Raw genomic sequence first — 25,089 nt, 5'->3', positions numbered from 1 at the left:
AGACGCTGCAAACGCAGTGGGCTGTGCGTTGGATCAAATTGTCAAATCGATCGTGTTCCAAGGCGAACGCTCCGGAGACACCCTTCTGTTTCTGACGGCCGGAGGAAACTCGGTCAGCCCGGAAAATGCTGCGAATGCTGCCGGTGAGGCACTTGAAAAGGCCGACGCCGCTTTGGTTCGCGCTCAAACCGGGTTTGCAATTGGCGGCGTGGCCCCCGTCGGACACCTGTCCCCGATCCGGGCGTTTTTCGATCCTCGCTTGACAGGTTTCGACGTGGTCTGGGCTGCTGCCGGAACACCGCGTCATGTCTTTCCGATTTCACCTCAAGACCTGCTTCGGATAAGCAAAGCTGAACGGGCATATTTTACTGCATAATATTGCAATCAGTTTCGCTTTTTAACCCGTTCAGACTCGTCCTTTCCGGGTTGAGAGCAACAAGTTCGTCTCTGACCGCGTCACACCATCCATACGCCGGATAAAGAAGATGACCTCATCCAGTTCCTCAAGTGTTTGAGTGCCAATCTCGGCGATCAGATCCCAGGTGCCATTTGTCGAATGCACGGTCCGCACTTGCCGCATTGCAGATATTCGAGACATGATACGTTCGGTTCCGCGCCCCTCGATCCCCAGCATCATCAACCCGCGTACCGGGCTTTGTGCTACGTCCCGACGGGTGAGAACAGTGAACCCCACGATTTCTCCGGTTTGCTTAAGCTTTTGCATCCGGCTTCGAATCGTTGTGCGTGTCACACCCAGCTGTTCAGCCAGTTCCGATAGCGAAGCGCGGGCATCCCGATGCAGCGCGTTCAGAAGCCGGCTATCCAGATCGTCCATTTTGATATTCCGTTATGAGTGGATTGGTTCCATTTTGAGCATTTTGCTCTCTTCCGGCAAGACCGCTTCGGGAACAATATCAGGGCATGAAAAACAACGATCTACTTCTCATTGGCGTCCCCATGGACGCGGGTAAACGACGTCAGGGTTGCCGGATGGGACCCGATGCCTATCGCGTTGCCGGTATGATGCAGGCACTTTCAGATTTGGGTCACCGAGTTATCGACCAGGGCGATATCCGACCTGATCCCGTGGATATGCCCGAGCATGAGCACCTGTTCGCTCTGCCGGAATGCGTGGGCTGGGCTCGATCCCTGTCACGCACTGCACAAGATGCCGCAGGCCGAGGTATTCCGGTCTTCATGGGCGGGGACCATGCTTTGTCAATGGGAACCGTCGCGGGAATGGCCGCGCATGCAAAGGCTACGGAACGCCCGCTTTTTGTATTATGGCTTGACGCCCACAGCGACTTTCACACTCCGGACAGCACTGGAAGCGGCAACCTGCACGGCACTCCCGTCGCGTATTTCACCGGTCAACCGGGGTTCGAAGCCTTCCCTGCCCTCGCGGCGCCCGTTCCAACGGACCGGGTCGGGATGATTGGGTTGCGTTCGGTCGATCCGCACGAACGTGCGGCGCTGGAGAGAGACGATGCATTTCTTGTTGACATGCGCAGCATCGACGAGAATGGCATCAAGGTGCCGTTGATGGCGTTCCTGGACCGCGTGCGCGACGCCAACGGCATCCTGCACGTGTCGCTGGATGTGGATTTCCTGGAACCCGCCATCGCGCCCGCCGTGGGCACCACAGTTCCCGGCGGTGCCACCGAGCGAGAGGCCCATTTGGTTATGGAACTGCTGCACGAAAGCGGGCTGGTCTGTTCGCTTGATCTGGTGGAGTTGAACCCGTTCCTCGATGAGCGTGGACGCACTGCGAAACTGATGGTCGATCTGGCCGCCTCGCTGATGGGGCGCCGCATCTTCGACCGCCCGACACGGAGCTTCTGATGCTGTCCTTGCAAGCCCCTTCCGCCGTGGTGATGATCCGGCCGCATGCCTTTGCCTCGAACCCCGAGACGCGCGACGACAACGCGTTCCAGACGCTAGCCAACCGCTCTGCCGCCGCCACCTCGGCCGCCGCGCGGGATGAGCATGACCGCGCCGTGGAACAACTGCGCGAGGCCGGTGTGACCGTGCATGTCTTTGACGATCACGGCGATCGCGACACGCCCGACAGCGTATTTCCCAACAACTGGTTCTCGACCCATCCGGGTGGGCATGTGGCAATCTATCCGATGTTCGTGCCGTCGCGGCGGCGCGAGCGGCGCGCGGACGTGGTCGAGATGCTGAAACAGGACTACCGGGTTCAGGACGTGATCGACTATTCCGGGCTGGAACAGGACGATCTGGCGCTGGAGGGCACCGGGGCCATGGTACTGGATCACGTGGGCCGCATTGCCTATACGGTCAAATCCCACCGCGCCGATCCGGTGCTGCTGGAGCGGTTCTGCACCCATTTCAACTATGAACCCATCGCGTTCGAGGCGCGCGACGCGCAGGGCCGCGACGTCTATCACACCAATGTCCTGATGGGGATCGGCACCAACTATGCGATGATCTGTCTGGACATGATCACCGATCCCAAGCGGCGCGCGACGATCTGCACCCGGCTGGAAGAGACCGGGCGCAAAGTCATCGACCTGACACATGATCAGATCACGGAGTTTGCCGGAAACGCAATCGAGCTGATCGGGCGCGACGGGCTGGTTCTGGCGATTTCATCGCGCGCGCTTGCCGCGCTGACGCCGGATCAGATCGCCATCATCGAGGCCAGCGCCACGCCGCTGCCCCTCTCGGTTCCCACCATCGAAACCGCCGGCGGATCGGTCCGCTGCATGATCGCCGGCATCCACCTTGCCCGCCGATAGGAGTGCGTGATGCAACCTTCTGACAAAGCCCTCGTACCCTTTGTATCCGTAGACAACATGATGCGGCTGATCCATCACATCGGCGTCGAACAGATGATCTCTGAAATTGCCGATCAGATCGAATCTGATTTCAAACGGTGGGAAAGTTTCGACAAAACTCCGCGAATCCCGGCCCATTCACCACATGGGGTGATCGAGCTGATGCCCACCTCGGATGGCGAGGCTTATGGGTTCAAATATGTCAACGGCCACCCCAAAAACACGTCCGAGGGGTTGCAGACGGTAACCGCCTTTGGCCTGCTGGCTGACGTTTATACTGGCTATCCAATCCTTCTGACCGAAATGACCATGCTGACCGCGCTAAGAACGGCGGCCACCTCGGCCCTTGTGGGCAAGTATTTGGCACCCGAAGGCGCTACAACAATGGCCATGATCGGCAACGGAGCGCAGTCCGAGTTCCAGTGCCTTGCCTTCAAGGCCTTGTGCGGTATCGACACGGTTCGTCTTTATGACACCGACGCGAACGCAACCGCCAAATGTGCAGCCAATCTGGCTGGCAAAGGGCTGACTGTGGTGAGTTGCAAGACAGCAGAAGAGGCCATAGAGGGCGCGCAAGTTATCACGACCTGCACCGCCGACAAGAAATACGCCACGATCCTGACCGACAACATGGTCGGCCCCGGTGTGCACATCAATGCCATCGGTGGCGACTGCCCCGGCAAGACGGAACTGCACCGCGATATCCTTCTGCGCTCGAAGATTTTCGTGGAGTACCCCGAACAAACCAGGATCGAAGGGGAAATACAGGCCCTTGAACCCGACCACCCAGTTACCGAGATGTGGCAGGTGATGACAGGCCAGGCACAAGGGCGTCATGATGACCGGCAGATCACCCTGTTCGACAGCGTGGGATTTGCTATCGAGGATTTCTCGGCCCTTCGTTATATCAAAGGTGCTATTGGTGGCACGAATTTCTATGAACCACTGGACATGCTGGCCGACCCTGACGATCCACGTGATCTGTTCGGGATGCTGATGCGGGCAAAAAGCTAAAGGTCGAACAATCTCGTTTTTTGCGCCGGGCAAGATTCCTTGCCCGGCCTTCTGTTTTAACGTCTTCCAAGCATTCATCCGCGCAGGGTGAATTGAAGGGAAATCTGTGTTATCGTAACCCGTACTGATTGTTTCATTTCGATACCGGATATTACCATGCAGGAACTTCTGGAAACGCTTCGCGCGCAGGCATCGGACGTCGGCGCACCTCTTGTTGTTGAATTGGTCTTTATGGAAGAATCCAATTCGAAAGACGTGGAAAAACTAATTGAGCAATCGGTGCCAGGATCCAACTCAATCGTGGAAACCGCGTTTGGTAGTGACAGGGATCAGTTCTTTTTTGCCGAGTTTCCAAACACCGATGTAACAGGACGGGAAACAACTGCCTTTGCATTTACTCGCCACTTGCGAAGTGCCTTGGATGCGGTCGAAGCAAATCCGGTTCTGCCCGAAAGCCTATATGGCGCTGTCTCGGTAGGTGCGGTTACCACGGAGGCCGGGTTGTTCTCGTGCTCAACACCGCGCAGCAGCGCGCAAACGTTCGGTTGGGTGCATAAACTGGTCCGTACGCCGCTGGCCTGGCAACACAGCCGTGGGGCGGGTTCGACGGTTGCAGTGATCGATACCGGGTATTCCACGCACGGAGAGCTTGAAGGCGTGTTGGATCTGACCCACCAGATTAATTTTGTTGAAGGCGGCACCGATGCGTCTGATCGTTTCAGCGACAGTCTGCTGCAACATCCCGGACATGGCACTTTGGTCATGTCGGTTGTCGCATCGCGCGGGGGCGCAGACATGAACGGCAAAACCAGCGGCCCGGGCGCAATCACAGGCTCAGCCCCGGACGCGATGGTGATGCCTATCCGAGCAATCAGGTCTGTCATCAATTTCGAACAGCGAACCCTGCCCAGAGCGATTGCACACGCCATCAACAATGGTGCAGATGTCATCGTCATGGCGCAAGGGGGGCCGATGCGTGTCGCTTCTACCGAACGGGCTCTGCGGTTGGCGGTGGAGCGCGGGCTGGTGGTGATCTGCGCTGCAGGGAATTGCTGGCCCGACGTGATCTTTCCGGCAGCCTATTCGGATTTCGGGCTGGCCACGGCGATGGCCGCTGTGGGTCCGGATCTGAGGCCTTGGGCGCGGACCGGTCGCGGACCGCAAGTAACGCTGTCCGCCCCGGGCGAGCATGTGTGGGGAGCAGCCAAGAACAAGGCGATCGATCACGACTGGGGCATCAAAGCGGCGCAAGGCACGACACTCGCCACCTCTTTGGCCGGAGGTGTCGCAGCGCTTTGGGTCGCGCGGCACGGTGGCCGAGCCACGCTGCGAGCAAAAGCGGCAGCGGCTGGAACCACTGTTCAGTCGATGTGGGTGGCTTGCGTCACGAATGACCTCAGCAAGCCATCTGTCTGGAACGGAGCCACGGATCTTGGCGCGGGTGTTATTGATGCAAAAACGGCTTTGGATGCTTCTTTGCCGCAGTCGGCTACTGGCCACGAGGCTGTTGCGGAAGCTGAACTGGGCAAAGCTGGTGTGGAATCCAGCGCGAATGTGCTTTTGACACAGCTCGTCAACTCGGACCCAACGGCTGCGGCCGAGTTTACAACTGAGCTCGCAGACTATGCCTCGGAAATGCTGTGGCTGCGCTATCGCGCCGGAGCCCGCAAACGCGCGGAAGTGATGCTGGGCGAGGAGAGCACTGCTGGAGGCGACGACATCGGCAAAGAATTGAAGGATGCACTATCCGGCAAGCCTGCACTTACGGCTGCCATCGGTGCGGGCTGAGTTATATCCATGGCTGGAACGGAAACACTGACGGCCGTCCAACTGCAACCCTTGATGCAGGAACACCCGAACATGGTGAACCAAACCGTGGAGGAAGTGTTCCAGTCGGCAGGTCACATTGGGGATATCGACACGTTTCGGATGGTGGCCCAATCGATGCCTGGAACGGCAGTGGCCGGTTTGATCGTCGGACGTCTGGTAGACAAGAAGCTGATGAGCCGGTTCATTGCCGCCCTACGCAGTCGAGGGCTGGAGCCACTTCCACTGGCCGACGATCCGGCGGATCAAGTGGAGCACGTCCCGATCAACGGGGCCAGCCTGGCCCCTGCTGACGCTGATGATCTGGACATCGACCGCATCGGCGAATTCGCCAGCGGCGCCAAGGCGTTTCGGTGCCGGGTTCTGAAACACGATCAGGTTCTCGGAAGTGGCGCACTCATTTCGCCGAGACTGATCCTCACTTCGGCCCATGTTGTGGGTGCCTTCGTGCCGGATGCAGCAAGCGAGTTCGATTTGGACACGATCTCGGACGTCAGCGTACTGCTGTCCGATGGCAGTGAACACAAAGCCCGACCGGTCTGGGTTGCGCCCTGCCTCGACAGTGAGAAGAACGGTGTGCTTCCGGGTGATGGAGATGCCACTACGATGTGCGATGCGGTTCTGCTGCGCATACGTTCGCCGCTTGGTCGTACTCTCGGACACATGTCATTGCCGAACGCGTTGCCAAATTGGGTGGGTACGGAAAGTTTTGTTCTGATTCATTTCCCGGAGGGCGCCGAAAAAGGGATTGCAGTGGGAAAACTCCGGCGAGATAGGCTGGACGAACCGCGCCACCTTCACAGTATCAAAACGCATGGCGGGTCTTCCGGTGGAGCCGGATTTGACCGCCAGTTCAATTTTGTCGGCCTGCATCAGGGGCGATGGAACAATGTCCGCCGACTGGTGCCCTTTCAGCATTTTGCCGCCAATGACGATTTCTGCGCGCAGATCAAGCTGGATTGCCCGCCACGCAGACTTTGGTCACTCAGCGATGATCTGGATGGTCACTTTGTGATCGGGCGAAACAATTTCTTTGACGCACTGACCGCGATTCTGGACAGGCAAGACAAGAACCTTCGTGGCGTTTGGATCAAACGCACAAAGATCGCCGAGAGGCAGGGGTTGAATTTCAGCCATACTCTGCTTGATCGTTTTCTGGAGATCCATGGTGCCCGACATCGCATCGTCAGGATGCAGCCTGGATATGAACAAGGTGATCTGACCGCCAGCCTCAACCGCCGAGCATTGGGCGGAAGCGCATCAATAGCAGCCCAGCCCGGCGTCGCAGCAGACGAAACAACCGGCACCGCGCATGAAGACGACAGAATCCGCACTGTCGTCTCCGAGCTGAGCAGGATCGCCACGGAAAGGAACGAGACCGTTTGGCTTTACTTTGACAATCCCGACAGCGGGTTGATCGACCGCACCCGATATCAACTGGAACACTTGATTGAAGAAGTTCTGGATACTCCGAACTTGCGGCTGATCCTGGCCGGTTTCGAAACCTATGATTTGCGTGCCCGCACCATAACTAATCTGGACAATGTGGAAGTCGATCCGCGACCGAAGCTATTTGTCGACTATATCCGCCCGTTCCTGCGAAAAGACGTCAAAGACTGCGTTGGTCTGATGGTCAGGGCATTGGCGTTGAAATGGACACCTGATGTGTGCGGGCACATCGTTGACCTTGCCTTGCAGGGAATTCCGGCGGAAATGAACCGCTTTGCTATCGCCAATCTTCCGCTCGTCGCCGAACGGTTGCGCACAGAGGCGAGAAAAGACATTGGAGTTCATGATGCAGGCTGATCCGCGAAGTCGTGACGTACTGGAAAAGCTGCGATGGGTCGCGGCGGTGTCAGGTGCATTCAACCCGGTTTCAACCTTGTTGAAGATCGGCGGCAACGAACTGGTGGCCGATACGAACCGAATGCTGGATATCGTTAGCCTCTTACGCCCGGATTGCACGGTGGAGCGGGACGAGTCTCAGGATCTCTGGACCATGCGCAACAGCGTTCGCCGCGAAGTACTGTCCAAACCCTCACCTTTTGCGCCCAGTAGCGAATATGCCAAATCCCCAACCGATGTGGAGCTAGCCCTGACAGGCGCGGCCCAATACTCGCCCGAGGCGATCTCTGATCTGATCGTCAAAGCCGACAACCCGCAACCGTTGCTGGACCTGATTAAAGTGTTGGATCGGAGCGGACCGCAAGCGCCGGGTTATTCACAGGTGGCTGCCTTGCGAGGGACAGTCAACAAGTTGCTTCAGGTACAAGCCAATGAGCAGGCCCTATCAGGTGGTTTTTTCGGCCGCGAAGATGAATTGGGCAAGATTGATCGCTGGATGGCCTCGCCCGACCGCTGGGCAACAAGAGAAGACCACCCAAGTCGAAAGACCGCAGTGAAACTACGCACGTTGCATATTTCAGGCCTGCCCGGAATTGGGAAATCCTATCTTTTGGAGCGTGTCATACAGATGGCTCGCCAACGTGACATGGTCATTCTGCGACTGGATTTCGACCGGTCTTCGCTGAATGTGCAGGACGATCACGCCCTTTTCGACGAGATATCCCGTCAAATCGGAAACGGCCTGCCATATACTGCTAAGCAACTGCGCGAGGCGCGGTTCGAACGGGCCGAAACGCTGGCAGACACCGAGAACCTTTCTCGACGCGGACGGTCTCGGGAGATCATGCAGGCCATCCGAAGCGCCCTGTCCAGCTTTGACGGTACGATCCTTATCCTGCTCGATACATTGGAGGTCTTGCGCCAGCGAGCTGATTCCCGTGTCGTCCGCCTGTTTGAACATCTCGATCGACTGGCCGAATTCGCTGCGTGCCCGATTTGTGTGATCTCAGCCGGGCGCAAGGAATCCATCGTCCCCGCGCAATCCCGGGTCGACAGAGACAGCATCGATTTGACGGGGCTCGAAGATCCGGTGGCTGACAGCATGCTGGAACAACGTGGCGTCGACGCGGCCCAACGGGCTCCGATCCTGGAACTTGCGCAAGGAATTCCCCTGCGCCTGGTCCTCGCCAGCAAGTCTCTGAAAATGGGAGCACGACCTGACCTGCACGTGCCGGCGAATGCCAGCGGCGCGCAGATCGAAGGCTATCTTTATCGCGCCATTCTCAGTCGGGTGCCGCGTACTTTGCGTGAAGTGGCACTCAAGGGTTTGGTCTTGCAGCGGATAAATGTGGGCGCCTTGCGCGAAGTAGTCGCCCCTGCACTTGGATTTGAGCTAAGCAAGAAAGAAGCCGAAGACATTCTAAAAGAGCTGGGCCGCCACCATTGGCTGGTACGGAGAGAGGGGTCATGGATTCTGCATCGTAGCGATCTCCGGGCGGCCACTCTGAAACTGATTTATGAAGAATTCCCGGACACCTCCCGCGAGATCGATCAAAAAGCCGCGGAATGGTTCAAGGGGATAAATCCGGTTGCTGCGCTCTATCACCGGCTTCAGATGTGCCGAGAACCGAAAGTGGACATACCGCAGATTGGCCGCGCTTTGGCTGAAGAGTTCGACGACCATATGCTTGCCGAGTTGCCCGCGCGTGCAAGTGACGCAATCCGTCAGGCAAAACAGGAACGATCGGATTTCGGACGACAGGACCAGGTTCTGCCCGAAGCGGACGACCATCTGGAACCGGAAGATTTCGCCCTGAATCTCGAACAAGAGCTCGGAAGAGATTTCTGGAGCGGCGTCGCTTCCTCGCCTCTGGATGCCAGACACGTGCAGCCGCAACTTGCGTTCGATCCTCAACAAATGCGGTCGACATATGTGAAACCCATTGATGCCGACCTGACTTATCCAGTGGACGATCGCGCGATCAAGGATGTCGAAATCATGCTGGAGAAAGGCGAATTGCGTGAAATACCCGGTATCATGCAAAGCGCTTTTCCCGAACGTTATGAACTGGCCAGCGACGCTGGGTTGATCACGATGGCCTATGCATGGCGCAGCGGACAGTGGACGCTGGCGAGCCAGATCCTTGGCGCTTTGCCGATGCCGTTTTTTCACGACGCGCTAAAAAGAGTCAGCCCGCCCATGACACGCCTTCTATTGGAAGTATGGGCTGAGTTCAGATTTGAGAAATGCTTGGATTGGTTACAGTCGGAGGACCGGTACGAGGTGCTGGGCAAGTGCGCGAACATGCGGCAGGCTTCGATGCTGACAGGGTGCGCGCTGGATTTCATGCTGTTGTCTGTACGGGAAACCGCCGCCTTCCCATGGATTATCGACGAAACACGCGCCTTGATATTTCCGTTCGTTGCCGGCGGCAACGAAGAACTGGCCTGGCGCACACTTGATCGTGCCGACCGACTGCGCGCCAATCTGGGCGTGCAGCAAAATCTGGCCTCCAGTAATGGTATAGAACCTGAAACCCAAGGGCGCAGAGTTGCGCCGCTCAATCCCTATGCCACGCCACTGGTCGAATTTGTCCGGCTCGACCAAATGTTTGACCGTGGTGGTGCGCGCCTTCAGAACGAGCTTGCGCACCTGAGAGAGTTGTTCGGAGAGATCGGGGACTTAGTCGCGCCGGAACTGCAAGGGCTGAACAACATCGCTTCCGGGCTATCCTCCTACGCCTCGGACACGGCAGAGGCACTGGCAAATGCGGGGCTGGCAGCGGAAACACTCGGTGGTTACGCCTTCTTCCGTCCTGACCGTGATCTGCCTGCGCTCGCCGACGCGGCGGAACGGTGGCGGCGAACCGTGAATGGCCTTTGGTCCTATGCCTCGCTCCCACCCGAAGATTGGGTTTCGGACATCCCTGCCGATCACCAAGCCGTGGCTTTGACAGAGCATTTGGGGACACCGGATCGTGCCGAAGCGCTGTTGTGGCTGCTTGCCCCACGCGACCGGTACGGTGCGCAAGCTCGGCGCAGATTGCGACGGCCCTACCTTAACGCGTTTGCCAAACGGAGCCACGGACGGACAGAGGTTCTAAAACTTCTGCAAAAAGATGAACTGCCCCTCGTTCAGGCTGCAACACTAGCGGTGCTCGTCCTGCACGAGGTACCTCCAGAAACCATTTTCCGTTGACTTCTTTCATCCAAGGAGACTTGAAATGCCCAACCGCGCTGAAGAGGAAAGCCTGAACCGTCTGGAGGGGCTGAGGACCCGTTGGAATTTCGACAAGATCAAGCAGGCCATCAACGATGGGTCTCCGGTCTTGAAAGAGTTGGGGCTGGTTGCAGAAAGCACAGCAATAGAGATGATTGACAGCACGCCGCCGCAACTTGAGGCCGCCGGACATTCGAACTTGATGCTCGAAGCCATTGTACGAGCGGTTGGCCGCCCCCCGCTGTTGATCAAAAACGGCGCAGTTGAGGGGAAAACCCAGCTAGGCGGCGATTTCGCCCCCGGTACGGATATCAAGATCACCAACATCGAGCCTATGATCCCTTCGATAGGTCGTATCGAGTTCCGCAATCACGACATGGCATGGGGTGGCACAGGCTGGATCATCGACGAAGAAGACAATGGCAGCCTGCTGATCGTTACCAACCGGCATGTGGCCAAGATCGTAGCCCGCCGGACTTTTCTGGGCGATGGCGTGTTCAAGTTCGGCCCTGGCAACATCCTTTATGGCGCGGCTATCGATTTTCTGGAGGAGGTCGGCGCCGGGGGGGACAATTCGAAGACCATTCCAATCCGCAAGTTTACCTATATTGCAGACGACATTTCGGCGGATGTAGCCTTGGCGCGGGTCGACAAACCCGACGCCGCAAGTGGTATTTCTCTCGCGCCTCTGCCGCGCGCGATCAAGGATGCCGAAGATGGCGAGATGATCGCCGTTATTGGCTATCCGGCCTCGGACTCGCGCAATAACGCCGCCCAGATGGAGCGGTATTTCAAAGGGCTCTACGACATCAAACGCTTTGCCCCCGGTTTTGCCAGCATGGCCGACAGCAGTTCCCGGCTTGGTCACGACGCCACAACGTTGGGTGGCAATTCGGGCAGTCCAGTCATCAGCCTCGACAGCGGCAAACTGGTGGGGTTGCACTTTGCCGGTCGGTTCGGCATCGGCAACAGTGCCGTTCGGGTCAGCACCCTGACCGCCCTTTTGGATCAGGGTGTAGCCGGACAGGTTCACAGTGTCGCGGCAATCCATGACGAGGCACCCGCTGGTCACGATCTGAACCATTTTGCGGGGCGCGGTGGATATGACCCTGATTTCCTGCAGGTGGTTCCAGTGCCCCTACCCAAGCTCAACCCTCAAATTCCGCTTAGCACACCAAGCGATGCGACACCTGAACGCCAGCACGAACTGCGCTACCAGCATTTTGGCGTGCTTTATAGTGCTGCACTCAAGGGGCCGCTGCTGACCGCCCTGAACATCGATGGAGAACAGACCATCAGGATCAAGCGAAGGTCGACGACATGGCGCAAGGATCTGCGCATTCCAGCCAACCAGCAACTCGATGCCGAAGCCTATGGCCATGCCGATATTGACCGGGGCCACCTGATACGTCGTGCAGCAACCAATTGGGGTGATACCCGCGAAACCGCGGAACAGGCTGACGCGGACACGTTTCATTACACGGTATGCAGCCCGCAGCATCGCCTTCTTAACCGCAACTCCGAAATGTGGTTGGGACTGGAAGACTACATCCTCGATAACGTTCGCACTCACGGTTTTCGCGCGAACGTGTTCAGTGGCCCGATCATATCTGGAACCGAGCCTCTTCTGGGCAACACAGGCGCACCCGTGCCGCTGGAATTCTTCAAGGTGGTAACAATGTTGGCCGAAGCGCCCGAAGAGGGCGACATCCTGCGCCTACACGCGACGGCCTATATCCTGTCTCAGGGCCAGTTGATCCACCGGATGTTGTCCGAACGTGGACGCGTCGAAGCAGTTGAAGGGTTTGAATTCGGCGAGTTCAAAACCTTCCAGGTCCGGATCAAGGACCTGGAGCACGCTACGGGGCACGATTTCGGCCTGCTCCGCGATTTCGATCCGCTGGGCAAGGTGGGCGAGAGCGAATCCGGAGAAAGCGTTGCAATCACCGTGTGGGATTATGAGAATATCTGCCTGTAGACAGCAGGGCTGGTCCCCTTGCCCTAACTGGCCAGAGACGGCAGATAAAGAACAATTCCCGGGAAGGCGACCAGCAAAGCGATGGTCACGGCATCCGCCACAAAGAACGGGGCCACGCCGCGGAACACATCTTGAACGCTCAGGTCGGGGCGCACGCCCGCGACTACGAAGCAGTTAAGGCCAATGGGTGGAGTGATGAGGCAAAACTCGGCCATCTTCACCACCAGAATGCCAAACCAGATCGCACACATCGGACCAGACATGCCAAACGTACTGTCCGCAGCGCTGACTGCTTCACCTCCGTTCAGCGCCATGACTGCAGGATAGACGACCGGCAGGGTCAGCAAAAGCATCCCTATGGCATCCATGAACATGCCCAGAACCGCATAAGCCAGCAGGATGCAAATCAGGATCAGCATCGGCGACATCGTCAAGCCGGTGATCCAGTCTGAAAACGCTCCCGGCAAGTCGGCAAAGCCAAGAAACCGAACATAGATCAGAACACCCCAGATGATCGAAAAGATCATCGCGGTTAGTTTGGCGGTCTCCAGCAGCGCTGATTTCAGTTCCGCCCAGCGCATCCCATGCCAGAGCGCAAAACAAAACACTATGAAAGCGCCGATTGCACCGCCTTCGGTGGGCGTACCCCAAGCCTGATCGCCAAACGGGTTGTAGACAAAACAGATGATGATGACGATCACAAGGACAATCGGCATCGCAGCAGGAAGCGAAGCAAAGCGCTCGCGCCAGGTAAAACCGGAAACTGGCGGACCTACCGACTTGAATGCCAAGGCTATGCCGACAATCAATGTGCCATAGATGACCGCCGAGAAGGCGCCGGGGATGAATCCGGCAAGTAACAGTTTCCCGACGTCCTGCTCTACAATGATGGCGTAGATCACAAGAATGGCGGAAGGCGGAATAAGAGACGCCAAAGTACCACCCGCCGCAACGACACCCGCGGCGAACCTCTTGTTATAGCCAATCTTCAGCATCTCGGGGATCGCAATACGCGCAAACACCGCCGACGTGGCCACGGATGCGCCTGACACGGCGGCAAATCCGGCTGTGGCGAACACGGTTGAAACCGCCAATCCCCCCGGAACCCAGGCAATCCAACGTTTGGCCGCTTCGAACATCGCACGGGTCAGCCCGGCATAATAGGCCAGATACCCGATCAGGATAAAGGTAGGGATCAGGCTGAGTGTGTGTGATGCCACCTTGGAATGAGGCACCTGCCCCGCGGTTTTGACTGCGACCGTAACCGCTTTACCGAACCGGTCCGGATCGTACCCGAACTTGGCCCAGAATATCCAGATTAGTCCGACAAGCCCGGCCAGCCCTGCGGCAAAGGCCACGCGCATCCCCGTGAGGACCATGACAAGAAGAAAGCCGGTGACCCAAAGACCAATTTCGATGGTGTCCATGCTTATTCCTGCCCTTCGAACTGTTCGGCCTCGGCTGCTGCCTGCGCTGCCGCGTCCTGTATGAGCGGAACTGCAACGGGTCTATCCACACCCCGCACAAATGCGCGGCCATAGCCCCAAGTCTGCAAAAGCAGTCGAAAACACAACACTGAGAACGCTAACGGGGCGAGCAGCTTGGCTGGCCAGATTGGAATGCCGATATCGATCGAGCTATCACGGCTCCACAGCGGTGCACCCCAGTCAAAGGACCGGTCGAAATGCGCCCAACTGCCCCAAACCAGCGCCATCATCAGGATCAGGATCAGAACAACCGAAACCAATTCAAACAACCACAGTGCGCGGCCATGCAGTCGCGCGATAAGGATATCCATCCGGATATGACCGCCATTTCGCTGTACGAACGAGATTCCAAGGAACGCAATTAGCGGCATTGCCTGTTCGATCCAGTCCACGTATCCGGGCAGCGGCGCATTCATCGTATTGCGTCCACCAACAGAGACGACCGCAAGAACCATCAGGCAGAACACGCCAATGCCGCTGAGCAATGCCATTAACTTTTCAAGCCGCAATAGGGCCAGATCCAAACGGCTCAGGAGGCTGTCATCCTCCAGTACCGTGGCATGTCCTGCCATCTCGTTTTCTCCTGATGGGCGATTGAAGTGACCGGGCACAAGGGCCCGGTCGATAGAATCAGCTTCCGCCGCGCTGATCGCTTAGCGTTGACTGCACCAGATCATAGAGTTCCTGCGCCGGCAGACCCTGCGCCGACATATCGGCAATCCACTGATCCCGGATCGGGTCGGCGGCCTTGGCACGGAATTCTGCAATCGTCTCGTCCGAGATCATCACCTTCTCGACGCCCTTTTCTTCCAGCACGCCATCCCATTTCTTGAGCAGCTCGCCATAGTTGGCCAGGTAGTGAGCAATCGCTTCATCAATCGAACTCTCAAGTGCTTCGCGGTGCTCTGGACTCAGCGCCTCGAAGGCTTCGATATTCACCACCACTGGGCAGTTGACGGTGCCTGGATTCAGATTGGCTGTCCACCAGTCGGCCTTGTTGATGGTGCCGAACGAAAGATGCGCGTGTTGGGCAAAGGCTACTGTATCGACAACTCCAGATTCCATTGCGTTATAAGCTTCGGTCGCTGGAACCGAGGTGGGCACGCCACCAACCGCTTCGAATGCCTGACCCAGTCCACCAGTTGCGCGAACACGCATGCCGTCGAACTCCGCGAGCTCATCACGCGGATCGCCGGTTCCAACCAGGTTGTATTGTGGCATCGGCGAGGTCATGAGAATTTGCGCGTTCCACTGCGCCATCTCGTCCTTGACGGCTTGATGCCCATAGACCGCATGGCTGACCGCTACTTCCTCCTCTAGGGTGTTCACTCCGAGGAACGGCAACTCCAACACGGTAATCGCCCGGTTCTTGTCGCGGTGATAGCCGGCACAAAACTGGGCCATTTCGAAAGCCCCGATTGAAATGCCGTCGAGGTTTTCCTTCGGTTTAGACAAGCCTCCGTAACTTACATTCATCGTGAACTCGCCGCTGGTTTTTTCGCTGACCAGTTCCGCCAGTTTTTCAACATGTTCGGTAAAAGCCCGCCGTTTGCCCCAAACCGAAACGTTCCATTCGGTCGCTGCAGCTTCGGTGACAAAAGCAAGGCTCAGGGCGGCAACGGCCGCTCCGCTCAACATCTTGTTCATAATGATCTCTCCCTTGACCGCGAACCTCATGGCAGGCCGCTTGCAAGAGAAGCTAGCGCCAACATTCACGACTGCCAACCCCTGGGCTCCTGACGGCCTGTCACCCAGAATTCACGGTTCACCAGAACCGCGAGCGCAAACGGGAACAAAATGTCGCGCGACCCGTCAAGGTAATTTTCGCGCGGAAGGCCGCCATGACGCGAGAGAGGATTGAAACCAAGCCCGTGTCATTGACTCTCTATCAATTGAAAATAAAGGATTTTATGATAACTTTCTTGCCAAAAATTTACTATTTTACCGATATGGAAAAACTTATTTACACACAAACCATTGGATTACAGCAAGTTATTTCCTTATTTTCAGATATGACTATTATCCGTCGCAGGGTAGGAACCGGATCGACAATGCTCTCCATGCGGGCGAAAACGGTCCCGGAACATTCAGTGACAGGGAGGAGCCCAAGAATGAACGCCGCTGCTCATTCAGAAGCCAAAGTTTATCCGCCATCTGCCGAAACCGTAGCACGTGCGCACGTAAACGCGGAAAAATATGCCGAATTGTATGCCGCCTCGATCGCCGATCCAGCCGCTTTCTGGGATGAACAGGGCAAGCGTGTTGACTGGATAAAGCCATACACCCAAGTAAAGGACGTTGACTACAGCTTTGGCAAGGTCTCGATCAACTGGTACGCCGATGGCACACTGAATGTGTCTGCCAACTGTCTTGACCGTCATCTGAAATCCCGCGGCGATCAGACTGCGATCATCTGGGAGCCGGACGAGCCGACCGACGACGCCCAGCACATCACCTACGCCGAATTGCACCGCCGCACCTGCCGGATGGCCAATATTCTGGAGTCTATGGGCGTGCGTAAGGGTGACCGCGTGGTGATTTATCTGCCGATGATCCCAGAAGCCGCCTATGCAATGCTTGCTTGTGCGCGGATCGGCGCCATCCACTCCATCGTTTTCGCCGGCTTTTCCCCGGATGCGTTGGCGGCCCGTGTCAACGGCTGTGACGCCAAAGTGATTATCACAGCCGACGAGGCCCCGCGCGGTGGCCGCAAGACCCCCTTGAAATCCAACGCCGACGCCGCCCTGTTACATTGCAAGGACACCGTGAAATGCCTCGTGGTCAAGCGCACCGGCGGCCAGACGACTTGGATAGAGGGTCGTGATTTTGACTATAATGAAATGGCGCTTGAAGTAGACGACTATTGTGCGCCGGCAGAGATGAGTGCAGAGGATCCGCTGTTCATCCTGTATACGTCTGGTTCAACCGGTCAGCCCAAGGGAGTGGTACACACTACCGGCGGGTACCTCGTTTATGCGTCAATGACTCATGAAATCACCTTCGATTATCATGATGGCGATGTGTACTGGTGCACTGCCGACGTAGGCTGGGTGACTGGTCACAGCTATATCGTATACGGCCCGTTGGCCAACGGCGCGACCACGCTGATTTTCGAGGGTGTGCCAACCTACCCTGATGCATCGCGCTTTTGGCAGGTTTGTGAAAAGCACAAAGTGAATCAATTCTATACCGCGCCCACCGCGATCCGTGCCCTGATGGGCCAGGGTAACGAGTTTGTCGAGAAATGCGATTTGAGTGATCTTAAAGTCTTGGGCACAGTTGGCGAGCCGATCAATCCCGAAGCCTGGAACTGGTACAACGAGGTTGTAGGAAAGGGCAAATGCCCGATCGTCGATACATGGTGGCAGACCGAGACCGGCGGTCACCTAATGACGCCACTGCCAGGCGCACATGCGATGAAACCAGGGTCGGCAATGAAGCCATTCTTCGGCATCCAGCCTGTCGTTCTCGATCCTCAATCGGGTGTGGAAATACAGGGCAACGATGTCGAGGGCGTGCTGTGCATCAAAGACAGCTGGCCTGGTCAGATGCGCACCGTCTGGGGTGATCACGAACGCTTCCAAAAGACCTATTTTGCCGACTACAAAGGTTATTACTTCACTGGCGACGGCTGTAAGCGTGACGCCGATGGCGATTACTGGATCACCGGTCGGGTCGATGACGTGATCAACGTCTCGGGCCACCGTATGGGCACCGCCGAGGTGGAAAGCGCACTAGTGGCCCATGCCGCCGTGGCCGAGGCAGCTGTGGTGGGTTATCCGCACGAGATCAAAGGGCAAGGCATCTATTGCTATGTCACCCTGATGAATGACCGCGAACCCTCCGAGGAACTGCGAAAGGAATTGCGCCAGTGGGTCCGAACCGAGATTGGACCGATTGCCAGTCCGGACGTCATTCAATGGGCCCCGGGCCTGCCCAAGACCCGTTCGGGCAAGATCATGCGCCGTATTCTTCGAAAAATCGCAGAAAACGACTTCGGATCTCTGGGCGACACTTCGACACTTGCCGATCCTTCAGTGGTCGAAGACCTGATTCAAAATCGGGCCAGTAAGTGAGGGTGTGATGGACACGGCTGTGACAACCACTCCCGCCGTTTTGATCCTTCTCGGCCCTCCGGGCGCCGGAAAGGGAACTCAGGCGCGAATGCTGGAAGAAAGATTTGGTCTAGTGCAGCTTTCGACGGGCGATTTGCTGCGCGAGGCGGTTGCTTCCGGGACACAGGCAGGATTGGCAGCAAAGGCTGTCATGGAAGCAGGTGATCTGGTGAGCGACGAGATCGTCATCGCAATCCTGCGTGACCGTATGGCGAAACCTGACTGCGCCCAAGGCGTTATACTTGACGGGTTCCCACGCACTACTGTGCAGGCCGAGGCACTTGATGCGTTGCTTGCTGAGACCGGACAGGAGATTGGCGCAGCCATCAGCCTTGAGGTGGAGGACGCCGTAATGGTCAAGCGCATTTCCGGTCGCTACACCTGCGCCGGCTGTGGCGAAGGCTATCATGACAGTTTCAAGCAACCAGCCGAAAACGGCAAGTGCGATAAGTGCGGCGGCTCGGAGTTTAGCCGCCGCGCGGATGACAACGCAGAAACCGTCGCATCCCGACTATGCGCATATCATGAGCAGACCGCGCCCTTGATTGACTATTATGAACACAAGGGCCTTCTGAAGAAAATTGACGCCATGGGCGGGATAGACGAGATCGCCCAGGGCCTCGCAACCATCGTCAAGGGGGCGATGGACTAAGCGAGCAATACCGGGGACGGTTAACGCCACCCCTCCCCCTTGAGTATATAACCGGATCAACCGCCTAGGCGGACCGGTAAAGGTATGTCTGATCGTCTTGATACGGCGGCAGGCACGTGGAGAGGGTTTGTCCGCTCAGCGGGCAGCCTTGGAGGAAGCAAGGAGGAACCGCCATGGCGGATCGTACTACAAACTCCGTACAGACGGCCGAAGCCGACAAGAGTTATTGGCAAGCCAATGTGCGGATCATCATCGTCAGCCTCATCATATGGGCGCTGGTATCCTTTGGGTTTGGCATTCTGCTGCGCCCGATGCTATCGGGAATCACCGTAGGTGGAACCGATCTGGGCTTCTGGTTCGCCCAGCAAGGTTCGATCCTGGTCTTTTTGGCCCTGATCTTTTTCTACGCCTGGCGGATGAACCGGCTCGACCGCGAATACGGCGTCGAAGAGGAGTAAGCCGCCATGGATCAGTTTACCATCAACTTGCTGTTTGTGGGCGCGTCCTTTGCGCTTTACATCGGCATCGCAATCTGGGCCCGCGCTGGTTCCACATCAGAATTCTACGCCGCCGGTCGCGGTGTACACCCGGTCACTAACGGTATGGCGACAGCAGCCGACTGGATGTCGGCGGCCTCGTTCATTTCAATGGCAGGCCTCATTGCCTTTACCGGATACGATAACAGCTCGTTCCTGATGGGCTGGACCGGTGGTTACGTGCTGCTGGCCTTGCTTCTTGCTCCCTATCTTCGCAAGTTCGGCAAGTTTACTGTGTCGGAATTCATCGGCGACCGTTTCTACAGCCCCACTGCGCGCATCGTGGCGGTAATCTGCTTGATCGTCGCATCGGTGACTTACGTGATCGGTCAGATGACTGGTGTCGGCGTGGCCTTTGGTCGTTTCCTTGAGGTCAGCAATACCACCGGTCTGTTGATCGGCGCCTGTGTGGTCTTTGCTTATGCCGTGTTCGGGGGCATGAAGGGTGTGACCTATACCCAGGTCGCCCAATACTGCGTTCTGATCACCGCCTACACCATTCCGGCGATCTTTATCTCGCTGCAACTGACCGGCAATCCTATCCCGGCCCTTGGCCTGTTCGGCGACACTGCGGGCGGAGAGCCGCTTCTTACCAAACTTGACGCAATCGTGAGCGAACTCGGTTTTGCCGAATATACCGCTCATCATGCCGACACCTTCAACATGGTGCTCTTCACCCTGTCTCTGATGATCGGTACTGCAGGTTTGCCACACGTCATCATGCGGTTCTTTACCGTGCCAAAAGTGGCCGACGCACGCTGGTCGGCAGGTTGGGCGCTGGTCTTTATCGCGTTGCTTTATCTGACCGCCCCGGCTGTTGGCGCCATGGCCCGTCTGAATATCACTGATATGATGTGGCCCAACGGTACCAACGGCGAAGCCGTCTCGGTCGAGCAGATCGAGAACGACGCTCGCTATGACTGGATGGCAACCTGGCAGAAAACCGGCCTACTTGGCTGGGAAGACAAGAATGGTGACGGCAGGATCCAGTATTACAACGATGCTTCCGAAGCCATGCAAGCAAAGGCAGCCGAAAAAGGCTGGGTCGGCAACGAGTTGACCAACTTCAACCGCGACATCCTGGTTCTGGCGAACCCAGAGATTGCCAACCTGCCAGGTTGGGTGATCGGTCTGGTTGCCGCTGGTGGTCTGGCCGCCGCATTGTCGACAGCCGCAGGTCTGCTGTTGGCTATCTCTTCGGCTGTCAGCCACGATTTGATCAAAGGTTCGATCAACCCGTCGATCTCGGAAAAAGGCGAACTGCTGGCTGCGCGGATTGCCATGGCCGTCGCCATCGTCGTTGCCACCTATCTGGGTCTGAACCCGCCGGGCTTTGCCGCGCAAACGGTTGCTCTGGCCTTCGGACTGGCTGCCGCCTCGATCTTCCCGGCGCTGATGATGGGGATCTTCTCGACCCGCATCAACAACACCGGCGCTGTCGCAGGCATGCTGGCAGGCCTGATCGTGACCCTGGTTTATATCTTCCTGCACAAGGGCTGGCTGTTCATTCCGGACACCAACTCTTTCACCGATGCCGACCCGCTGCTGGGTACGGTCAAGTCGACCTCGTTCGGCGCCATCGGTGCGGCTGTCAACTTTGCCGTGGCCTATGTGGTCGCCGGCATGACCAAAGATACCCCGCAGGAGATCAAAGACCTGGTCGAAAGCGTGCGCATTCCGCGTGGTGCGGGTGCTGCGCAGGATCACTGAGGTGTCGGGCCTCTGGACTGGTTCCCTCCCGTATGAGGCCTGCCCTCTTTGACCCGATGGTCCCGCCCGATTATTCCGGGCGGGACCTTTCCGTTTCATTTCAAGGTTGCCCTAATGCCATTGTCACCAGAACAGATCATCAGGTTTCTGAAATCGGTACACCCCTATGACGCGCTACCGACCGACGTGCTGGTGACAATCGCAACACGGGCAGACGCATGGGAGGTCGAAACCGATTTCGCCGTTTACGACCTTGGCGAGACGTTGCCGGGGTTGTTCATTGTCTACGAAGGTCAAATCGAAATCAGTGATGAGAATGGTGTCGTCGTCTCTCACCTCGGCATGCGTAATTCTTTCGGGGAACGCGGGCTTTTGCGCGATGGCAAGGCAGTTACCAGCGCCCGCGCGGACACACATTCCGTTCTGCTGTTGCTACCGCCGAACCTGTTTCATGATCTGATTGCCCAACACGAAGTATTTGCCAAGTTCTTCAACCGCGCGCGAAGCCCGAAACCGCAACAAGACAGTCTGGCAACAAGTTCGGTTGATACTTTGATGGCGCGAAATCCCGCCACCTGCCCACCCGAGACACCCGTTCAAGACGCAGCGCGTATAATGCGCGACAGGGGAATTTCCTCGATTTGCATTACCGAGAAAGAAACCCTGAAAGGCATAGTAACGGTACGGGACCTGTCCGGGAAGGTCGTGGCAGAAGCGCTGCCCGCCTCTACACCCATTTCTCAGGTCATGACTGCACACCCTTTGACTCTGTCACCAAGCGACATCGGCTCGGATGTGCTGCACGCAATGATGGAAAGGCATATCGGACATATTCCGATCACTGAGAGTGGTCGATTGGTGGGTATGGTCACCCAAACCGACCTAACCCGTTTCCAGGCGGTCAGTTCTGCGGAGCTGGTCAGTGCCATCTCACGGGCGACCAACGCAGAGGAAATGGCGAAAGTCACCGCCGAAATTCCGCGCCTGCTGGTACAACTTGTGGCAGGCGGCAACCGGCACGAAGTTGTCACGCGCCTGATCACGGATATCGCCGATACCGCCACGCGCCGTCTGCTAAGCCTGGCCGAGGAAAAGTTCGGCCCGCCGCCGGTGCCATATCTGTGGCTAGCGTGCGGTTCACAAGGTCGGCAAGAACAAACCGGGGTGTCAGATCAGGACAACTGCATTATGCTGGATGATGCCGCCACAGACGCAGACATGCCCTATTTCAAGGCGCTGGCGGAATTCGTGTCTGGTGGCCTTAATATCTGTGGTTATTTTTTCTGCCCCGGCGACATGATGGCAACGAACCCGCGCTGGTGTCAGCCTGTGCGCGTGTGGAAAGACTACTTCGCCGGCTGGATCGCCAAACCCAACCCCGAGGCGCAAATGCTGGCGTCTGTCATGTTCGATCTGCGCCCTATCGGCGGTACATTCGATCTGTTTTCCGACCTGCAGACTGACACCCTGAAAGCGGCCAGCCGAAATTCGATCTTCGTGGCCCATATGATCGCGAATTCACTGAAACATACACCGCCGCTGGGTCTGTTGCGCGGTTTTGCTACTATCAGGTCGGGTGAGCACCGCAACACGCTCGACCTCAAACACAATGGGGTTGTGCCCGTGGTGGACCTTGGGCGGGTCTATGCGTTGCAGGGAAAGTTGACTGAGGTGAATACTCGTGCGCGACTCAAGGCAGCCGAAGCGGCCAGCGTGCTCAGCTCGTCCGGCGCACGCGATCTTCTTGATGCCTATGACCTGATTGCGGAAACCCGGCTTGAGCACCAGGCGGCACTGGTGCGAAAAGGCGTCGAGCCCAATAACTATCTGGTTCCCGCGGACCTGTCCGATTTTGAACGAAGTCATCTGCGCGACGCCTTTGTCGTGGTAAAAACCATGCAATCAGCGGTCGGACACGGCAAGAGCATGCTGAGCTGACACAAGACGGATTGGGAGAACAAGCCATGTTTCTGGAGCTGATTGCAACGGTCTTTGCGGGCATTGCCATCGCTGGATTGGTGATGATCTTCAACCGTGCGACCGGAGGCCGTTTGCCGCGCTGGCTGGCCCCGGTGGCCGCAGGATTAGGGATGATCGGCGTAACGATCATCAGCGAATACTCTTGGTACGACCGAACCCGCGCCGCCCTTCCCGAAGAGATGATAGTCGTGCAGGAAGTCGAAAGCCGTGCGGTCTACCGCCCCTGGACATATTTGGCACCATTTGTCGTACGCTTTGCCGCAGTCGATGAAGCTTCGGTTCAAACAAATTTAAAAGTCCCTGGTCAACGCCTTGCCGATCTCTATTTCTTCGGCCGCTGGGCGCCGGTGTCCAAGCTGCCTATAGCCGTAGATTGCAACCAGTTGCGTCGGGCAGACCTTTCCGATGGTGTTGAGTTCGCCTCTGATGGAGAGGTGCTGAATGCCAACTGGATAGAGGCGGACAAAACTGATTTGGTAATTTCAGCGACGTGCGAGATACAGCAGTGATGGCCCACTTAAGCCTGCGACTTCGCGTGTTTTTATTTTTTTGCCTGCTCGCTTTGGGCGGGTTGAGCGTGACCGGCGCCGCTTTGTGGTTGGGCTATAGCCGAGCAAACGCACCGGACATGCTGGATGCGTTCGTCTTCAGTGGGTTGCTTGTCGCCTTTGGATTGCTGGGATTGATTGTCGGGGTTTGGTTGTTATTCGACGAGAATGTCGCCAAGCCGATTGAACGCTTGTCCGCGCAGATGCGGGCGCGGGCGTATGCCGGAGTGGCCACCGATCTGGATATGCATAACGCCCGCTATCTGGGTGATCTTGCCCCGGCCGCCGCCGGGCTTGCCGGCGTTCTGTCCGAGACGGCCATGAACACCGCCGAAGCCGTAGCTGCTGAAACTGCGCGATTGACCGCCGAAAAGGAACGCTTGACCGCGCTCCTCACCGAAATTCCGGTGGCCATGGTTCTGGCCAGCCCAAAACACCATATCGTGCTCTATGACGGGCAGGCTGCCGAGGTGTTGGCGCAAATCGCTCCTCCTCGCCTAAACGCATCCCTGTTTGACTACCTGCGCCGCGATGCACTGGAGGCGGCATACGCGAAACTCATCAAGACAGGTAGGGATGTATCCTGCACTCTGACCGGTACAGACGGAACGCAATCTTACGCGGTGCGAATGAAACCGCTTGGGAGTGCGCCTGGATACATGCTGATTTTTGATGAAGCCACAGCGCAAATATCGCCCGAATCCGAACGCCCGCTGGTCTATGATTTCGATCTGCTGGAATCGCATCTTGATGAGGCGTTTGAAAACCGACGTCTCGCTGATTTATGCTTTGTTGTGTTCGACACCGAAACCACCGGCCTTTTACCGCACAAAGACGAAATCGTGCAAATTGGGGCTGTCCGGATCCTGAAGGGACGGATTATCTCGGGAGAGAGTTTGGATACACTTGTGGATCCGGGAATACCAATCCCTCCTGCTTCCACCAAGGTGCACAAAGTAAGTGACGCAATGGTTCGGGGCGCGCCGGATATCGTCGAAGCTGGCCGAGCCTTCCATCACTTTGCTCGCGATGCAGTAATTGTGGCGCATAATGCACCTTTCGATATGGCCTTTCTTCGTCGGCATGCGAAACCTATGGAGGTCGTCTGGGATCATCCGATCCTGGACACAGTACTACTCTCCGCCGTTCTGTTTGGCGCCAGCGAGGTTCATACACTCGACGCTCTGTGCGACCGGCTAGACGTCGCGATTCCAGAATCTTTGCGACACACTGCGCTGGGCGACGCGCAAGCTACGGCAGAGGTGCTGGTCAGGATGCTTCCCATGCTTCAGGCCCGCGGCATGCAGACCTTTGGCGATGTGATTGCTGAGACCCGCAAACACGGTCGCCTGCTCGAAGACCTAAACTGACGTAAA

At 57.3% G+C, this 25,089-nt stretch carries 19 protein-coding genes; 15 read left to right on the top strand and 4 right to left on the bottom strand.

The window, feature by feature from the left end:
* A partial coding sequence (locus AC2FNB_RS10775; protein WP_496746232.1) for a YbaK/EbsC family protein occupies nucleotides 1-376 on the top strand: 376 nt, incomplete at its 5' end.
* A 30-nt stretch (nucleotides 377-406) separates the two neighbouring features.
* On the opposite strand, the gene AC2FNB_RS10770 is transcribed toward AC2FNB_RS10775, so the two are convergent.
* Entirely contained in the window at nucleotides 407-835 is a 429-nt protein-coding gene (locus AC2FNB_RS10770; protein ID WP_480749935.1) for an Lrp/AsnC family transcriptional regulator, read from the bottom strand.
* Nucleotides 836-921: 86 nt separating this feature from the next.
* On the opposite strand from AC2FNB_RS10770, the gene rocF reads away from it, so the two are divergent.
* The 7 genes from rocF (at nucleotide 922) to AC2FNB_RS10735 (ending at nucleotide 12,685) form a co-directional block, all read left to right on the top strand.
* Entirely contained in the window at nucleotides 922-1,842 is a 921-nt protein-coding gene (rocF, locus tag AC2FNB_RS10765; protein ID WP_480749934.1) for an arginase, read from the top strand.
* Nucleotides 1,842-2,762, top strand: coding sequence for a citrulline utilization hydrolase CtlX (gene ctlX / locus AC2FNB_RS10760; protein WP_480749933.1), 921 nt, complete (start codon nucleotides 1,842-1,844; stop codon nucleotides 2,760-2,762). The genes rocF and ctlX overlap by 1 nt, the downstream gene beginning before the upstream one ends.
* Nucleotides 2,763-2,768: 6 nt before the next feature.
* Nucleotides 2,769-3,815 (top strand): ornithine cyclodeaminase, encoded by a 1,047-nt coding sequence (gene ocd, locus AC2FNB_RS10755; protein ID WP_480749932.1) that lies wholly within the window; start codon nucleotides 2,769-2,771, stop codon nucleotides 3,813-3,815.
* 156 nt (nucleotides 3,816-3,971) lie between these two features.
* Complete coding sequence (locus tag AC2FNB_RS10750; RefSeq protein ID WP_480749931.1) at nucleotides 3,972-5,603, top strand: S8 family serine peptidase; 1,632 nt, start codon at nucleotides 3,972-3,974, stop codon at nucleotides 5,601-5,603.
* A 9-nt stretch (nucleotides 5,604-5,612) separates the two neighbouring features.
* On the top strand, nucleotides 5,613-7,448 hold the full coding sequence (locus tag AC2FNB_RS10745) for a S1 family peptidase (protein ID WP_496746229.1): 1,836 nt from the start codon (nucleotides 5,613-5,615) through the stop codon (nucleotides 7,446-7,448).
* The gene (locus AC2FNB_RS10740; RefSeq protein WP_496746227.1) at nucleotides 7,438-10,686 is read left to right on the top strand and encodes an ATP-binding protein; all 3,249 of its coding nucleotides are present in this window, start codon (nucleotides 7,438-7,440) and stop codon (nucleotides 10,684-10,686) included. Before AC2FNB_RS10745 ends, AC2FNB_RS10740 begins: the two co-directional genes overlap by 11 nt.
* A 25-nt stretch (nucleotides 10,687-10,711) precedes the next feature.
* Nucleotides 10,712-12,685 carry a DNA/RNA non-specific endonuclease gene (locus AC2FNB_RS10735; protein WP_496746225.1) on the top strand — a complete coding sequence of 658 codons (1,974 nt, stop codon included), beginning with the start codon at nucleotides 10,712-10,714 and terminating at the stop codon, nucleotides 12,683-12,685.
* Between the two features lie 23 nt (nucleotides 12,686-12,708).
* Here the strand turns inward: AC2FNB_RS10735 and AC2FNB_RS10730 are convergent, their stop codons facing one another.
* Genes AC2FNB_RS10730 through dctP form a run of 3 tightly spaced genes read right to left on the bottom strand, consistent with a single transcriptional unit; the run spans nucleotide 12,709 to nucleotide 15,819 of the window.
* Nucleotides 12,709-14,112 carry a TRAP transporter large permease gene (locus AC2FNB_RS10730; protein WP_496746223.1) on the bottom strand — a complete coding sequence of 468 codons (1,404 nt, stop codon included), beginning with the start codon at nucleotides 14,110-14,112 and terminating at the stop codon, nucleotides 12,709-12,711.
* Between the two features lie 2 nt (nucleotides 14,113-14,114).
* Nucleotides 14,115-14,744, bottom strand: coding sequence for a TRAP transporter small permease (locus AC2FNB_RS10725; RefSeq protein ID WP_496746221.1), 630 nt, complete (start codon nucleotides 14,742-14,744; stop codon nucleotides 14,115-14,117).
* 58 nt (nucleotides 14,745-14,802) lie between these two features.
* Complete coding sequence (gene dctP, locus AC2FNB_RS10720; RefSeq protein WP_480749925.1) at nucleotides 14,803-15,819, bottom strand: TRAP transporter substrate-binding protein DctP; 1,017 nt, start codon at nucleotides 15,817-15,819, stop codon at nucleotides 14,803-14,805.
* 464 nt (nucleotides 15,820-16,283) lie between these two features.
* Here dctP and acs point away from each other — a divergent pair, with 464 nt between their 5' ends.
* The 7 genes from acs (at nucleotide 16,284) to AC2FNB_RS10685 (ending at nucleotide 25,083) form a co-directional block, all read left to right on the top strand.
* Entirely contained in the window at nucleotides 16,284-18,248 is a 1,965-nt protein-coding gene (gene acs, locus AC2FNB_RS10715) for an acetate--CoA ligase (RefSeq protein ID WP_496746236.1), read from the top strand.
* A gap of 7 nt (nucleotides 18,249-18,255) precedes the next feature.
* Entirely contained in the window at nucleotides 18,256-18,939 is a 684-nt protein-coding gene (locus tag AC2FNB_RS10710) for an adenylate kinase (RefSeq protein WP_496746219.1), read from the top strand.
* 173 nt (nucleotides 18,940-19,112) lie between these two features.
* A complete protein-coding gene (locus tag AC2FNB_RS10705) occupies nucleotides 19,113-19,397 on the top strand; it encodes a DUF4212 domain-containing protein (protein ID WP_480749922.1) in 285 nt (94 codons plus the stop codon).
* A 6-nt stretch (nucleotides 19,398-19,403) separates the two neighbouring features.
* On the top strand, nucleotides 19,404-21,185 hold the full coding sequence (locus tag AC2FNB_RS10700) for a sodium:solute symporter family protein (RefSeq protein WP_480749921.1): 1,782 nt from the start codon (nucleotides 19,404-19,406) through the stop codon (nucleotides 21,183-21,185).
* Nucleotides 21,186-21,299: 114 nt separating this feature from the next.
* Nucleotides 21,300-23,123: a DUF294 nucleotidyltransferase-like domain-containing protein gene (locus AC2FNB_RS10695; protein ID WP_496746217.1), complete on the top strand. Its 1,824-nt coding sequence runs from the start codon at nucleotides 21,300-21,302 to the stop codon at nucleotides 23,121-23,123.
* Between the two features lie 26 nt (nucleotides 23,124-23,149).
* Nucleotides 23,150-23,674, top strand: coding sequence for a hypothetical protein (locus AC2FNB_RS10690; protein WP_480749919.1), 525 nt, complete (start codon nucleotides 23,150-23,152; stop codon nucleotides 23,672-23,674).
* Complete coding sequence (locus AC2FNB_RS10685; protein ID WP_496746234.1) at nucleotides 23,671-25,083, top strand: 3'-5' exonuclease; 1,413 nt, start codon at nucleotides 23,671-23,673, stop codon at nucleotides 25,081-25,083. Before AC2FNB_RS10690 ends, AC2FNB_RS10685 begins: the two co-directional genes overlap by 4 nt.
* Nucleotides 25,084-25,089 lie beyond the last annotated feature (6 nt).

Source organism: Ruegeria sp. BHSB058 (genome assembly GCF_059613285.1).
This window is presented reverse-complemented; position numbering and strand designations above follow the sequence as displayed.

Coding starts and splice junctions, on each gene's coding strand:
- AC2FNB_RS10740 (WP_496746227.1), top strand. CDS start 7,438: ATGCAGGCTGATCCGCGAAGTCGTGACGTACTGGAAAAGCTGCGATGG.
- ctlX (WP_480749933.1), top strand. CDS start 1,842: ATGCTGTCCTTGCAAGCCCCTTCCGCCGTGGTGATGATCCGGCCGCAT.
- rocF (WP_480749934.1), top strand. CDS start 922: ATGAAAAACAACGATCTACTTCTCATTGGCGTCCCCATGGACGCGGGT.
- acs (WP_496746236.1), top strand. CDS start 16,284: ATGAACGCCGCTGCTCATTCAGAAGCCAAAGTTTATCCGCCATCTGCC.
- AC2FNB_RS10730 (WP_496746223.1), bottom strand. CDS start 14,112: ATGGACACCATCGAAATTGGTCTTTGGGTCACCGGCTTTCTTCTTGTC.
- AC2FNB_RS10710 (WP_496746219.1), top strand. CDS start 18,256: ATGGACACGGCTGTGACAACCACTCCCGCCGTTTTGATCCTTCTCGGC.
- AC2FNB_RS10690 (WP_480749919.1), top strand. CDS start 23,150: ATGTTTCTGGAGCTGATTGCAACGGTCTTTGCGGGCATTGCCATCGCT.
- AC2FNB_RS10770 (WP_480749935.1), bottom strand. CDS start 835: ATGGACGATCTGGATAGCCGGCTTCTGAACGCGCTGCATCGGGATGCC.
- AC2FNB_RS10705 (WP_480749922.1), top strand. CDS start 19,113: ATGGCGGATCGTACTACAAACTCCGTACAGACGGCCGAAGCCGACAAG.
- AC2FNB_RS10735 (WP_496746225.1), top strand. CDS start 10,712: ATGCCCAACCGCGCTGAAGAGGAAAGCCTGAACCGTCTGGAGGGGCTG.
- AC2FNB_RS10700 (WP_480749921.1), top strand. CDS start 19,404: ATGGATCAGTTTACCATCAACTTGCTGTTTGTGGGCGCGTCCTTTGCG.
- dctP (WP_480749925.1), bottom strand. CDS start 15,819: ATGAACAAGATGTTGAGCGGAGCGGCCGTTGCCGCCCTGAGCCTTGCT.
- AC2FNB_RS10745 (WP_496746229.1), top strand. CDS start 5,613: ATGGCTGGAACGGAAACACTGACGGCCGTCCAACTGCAACCCTTGATG.
- AC2FNB_RS10750 (WP_480749931.1), top strand. CDS start 3,972: ATGCAGGAACTTCTGGAAACGCTTCGCGCGCAGGCATCGGACGTCGGC.
- AC2FNB_RS10725 (WP_496746221.1), bottom strand. CDS start 14,744: ATGGCAGGACATGCCACGGTACTGGAGGATGACAGCCTCCTGAGCCGT.
- AC2FNB_RS10695 (WP_496746217.1), top strand. CDS start 21,300: ATGCCATTGTCACCAGAACAGATCATCAGGTTTCTGAAATCGGTACAC.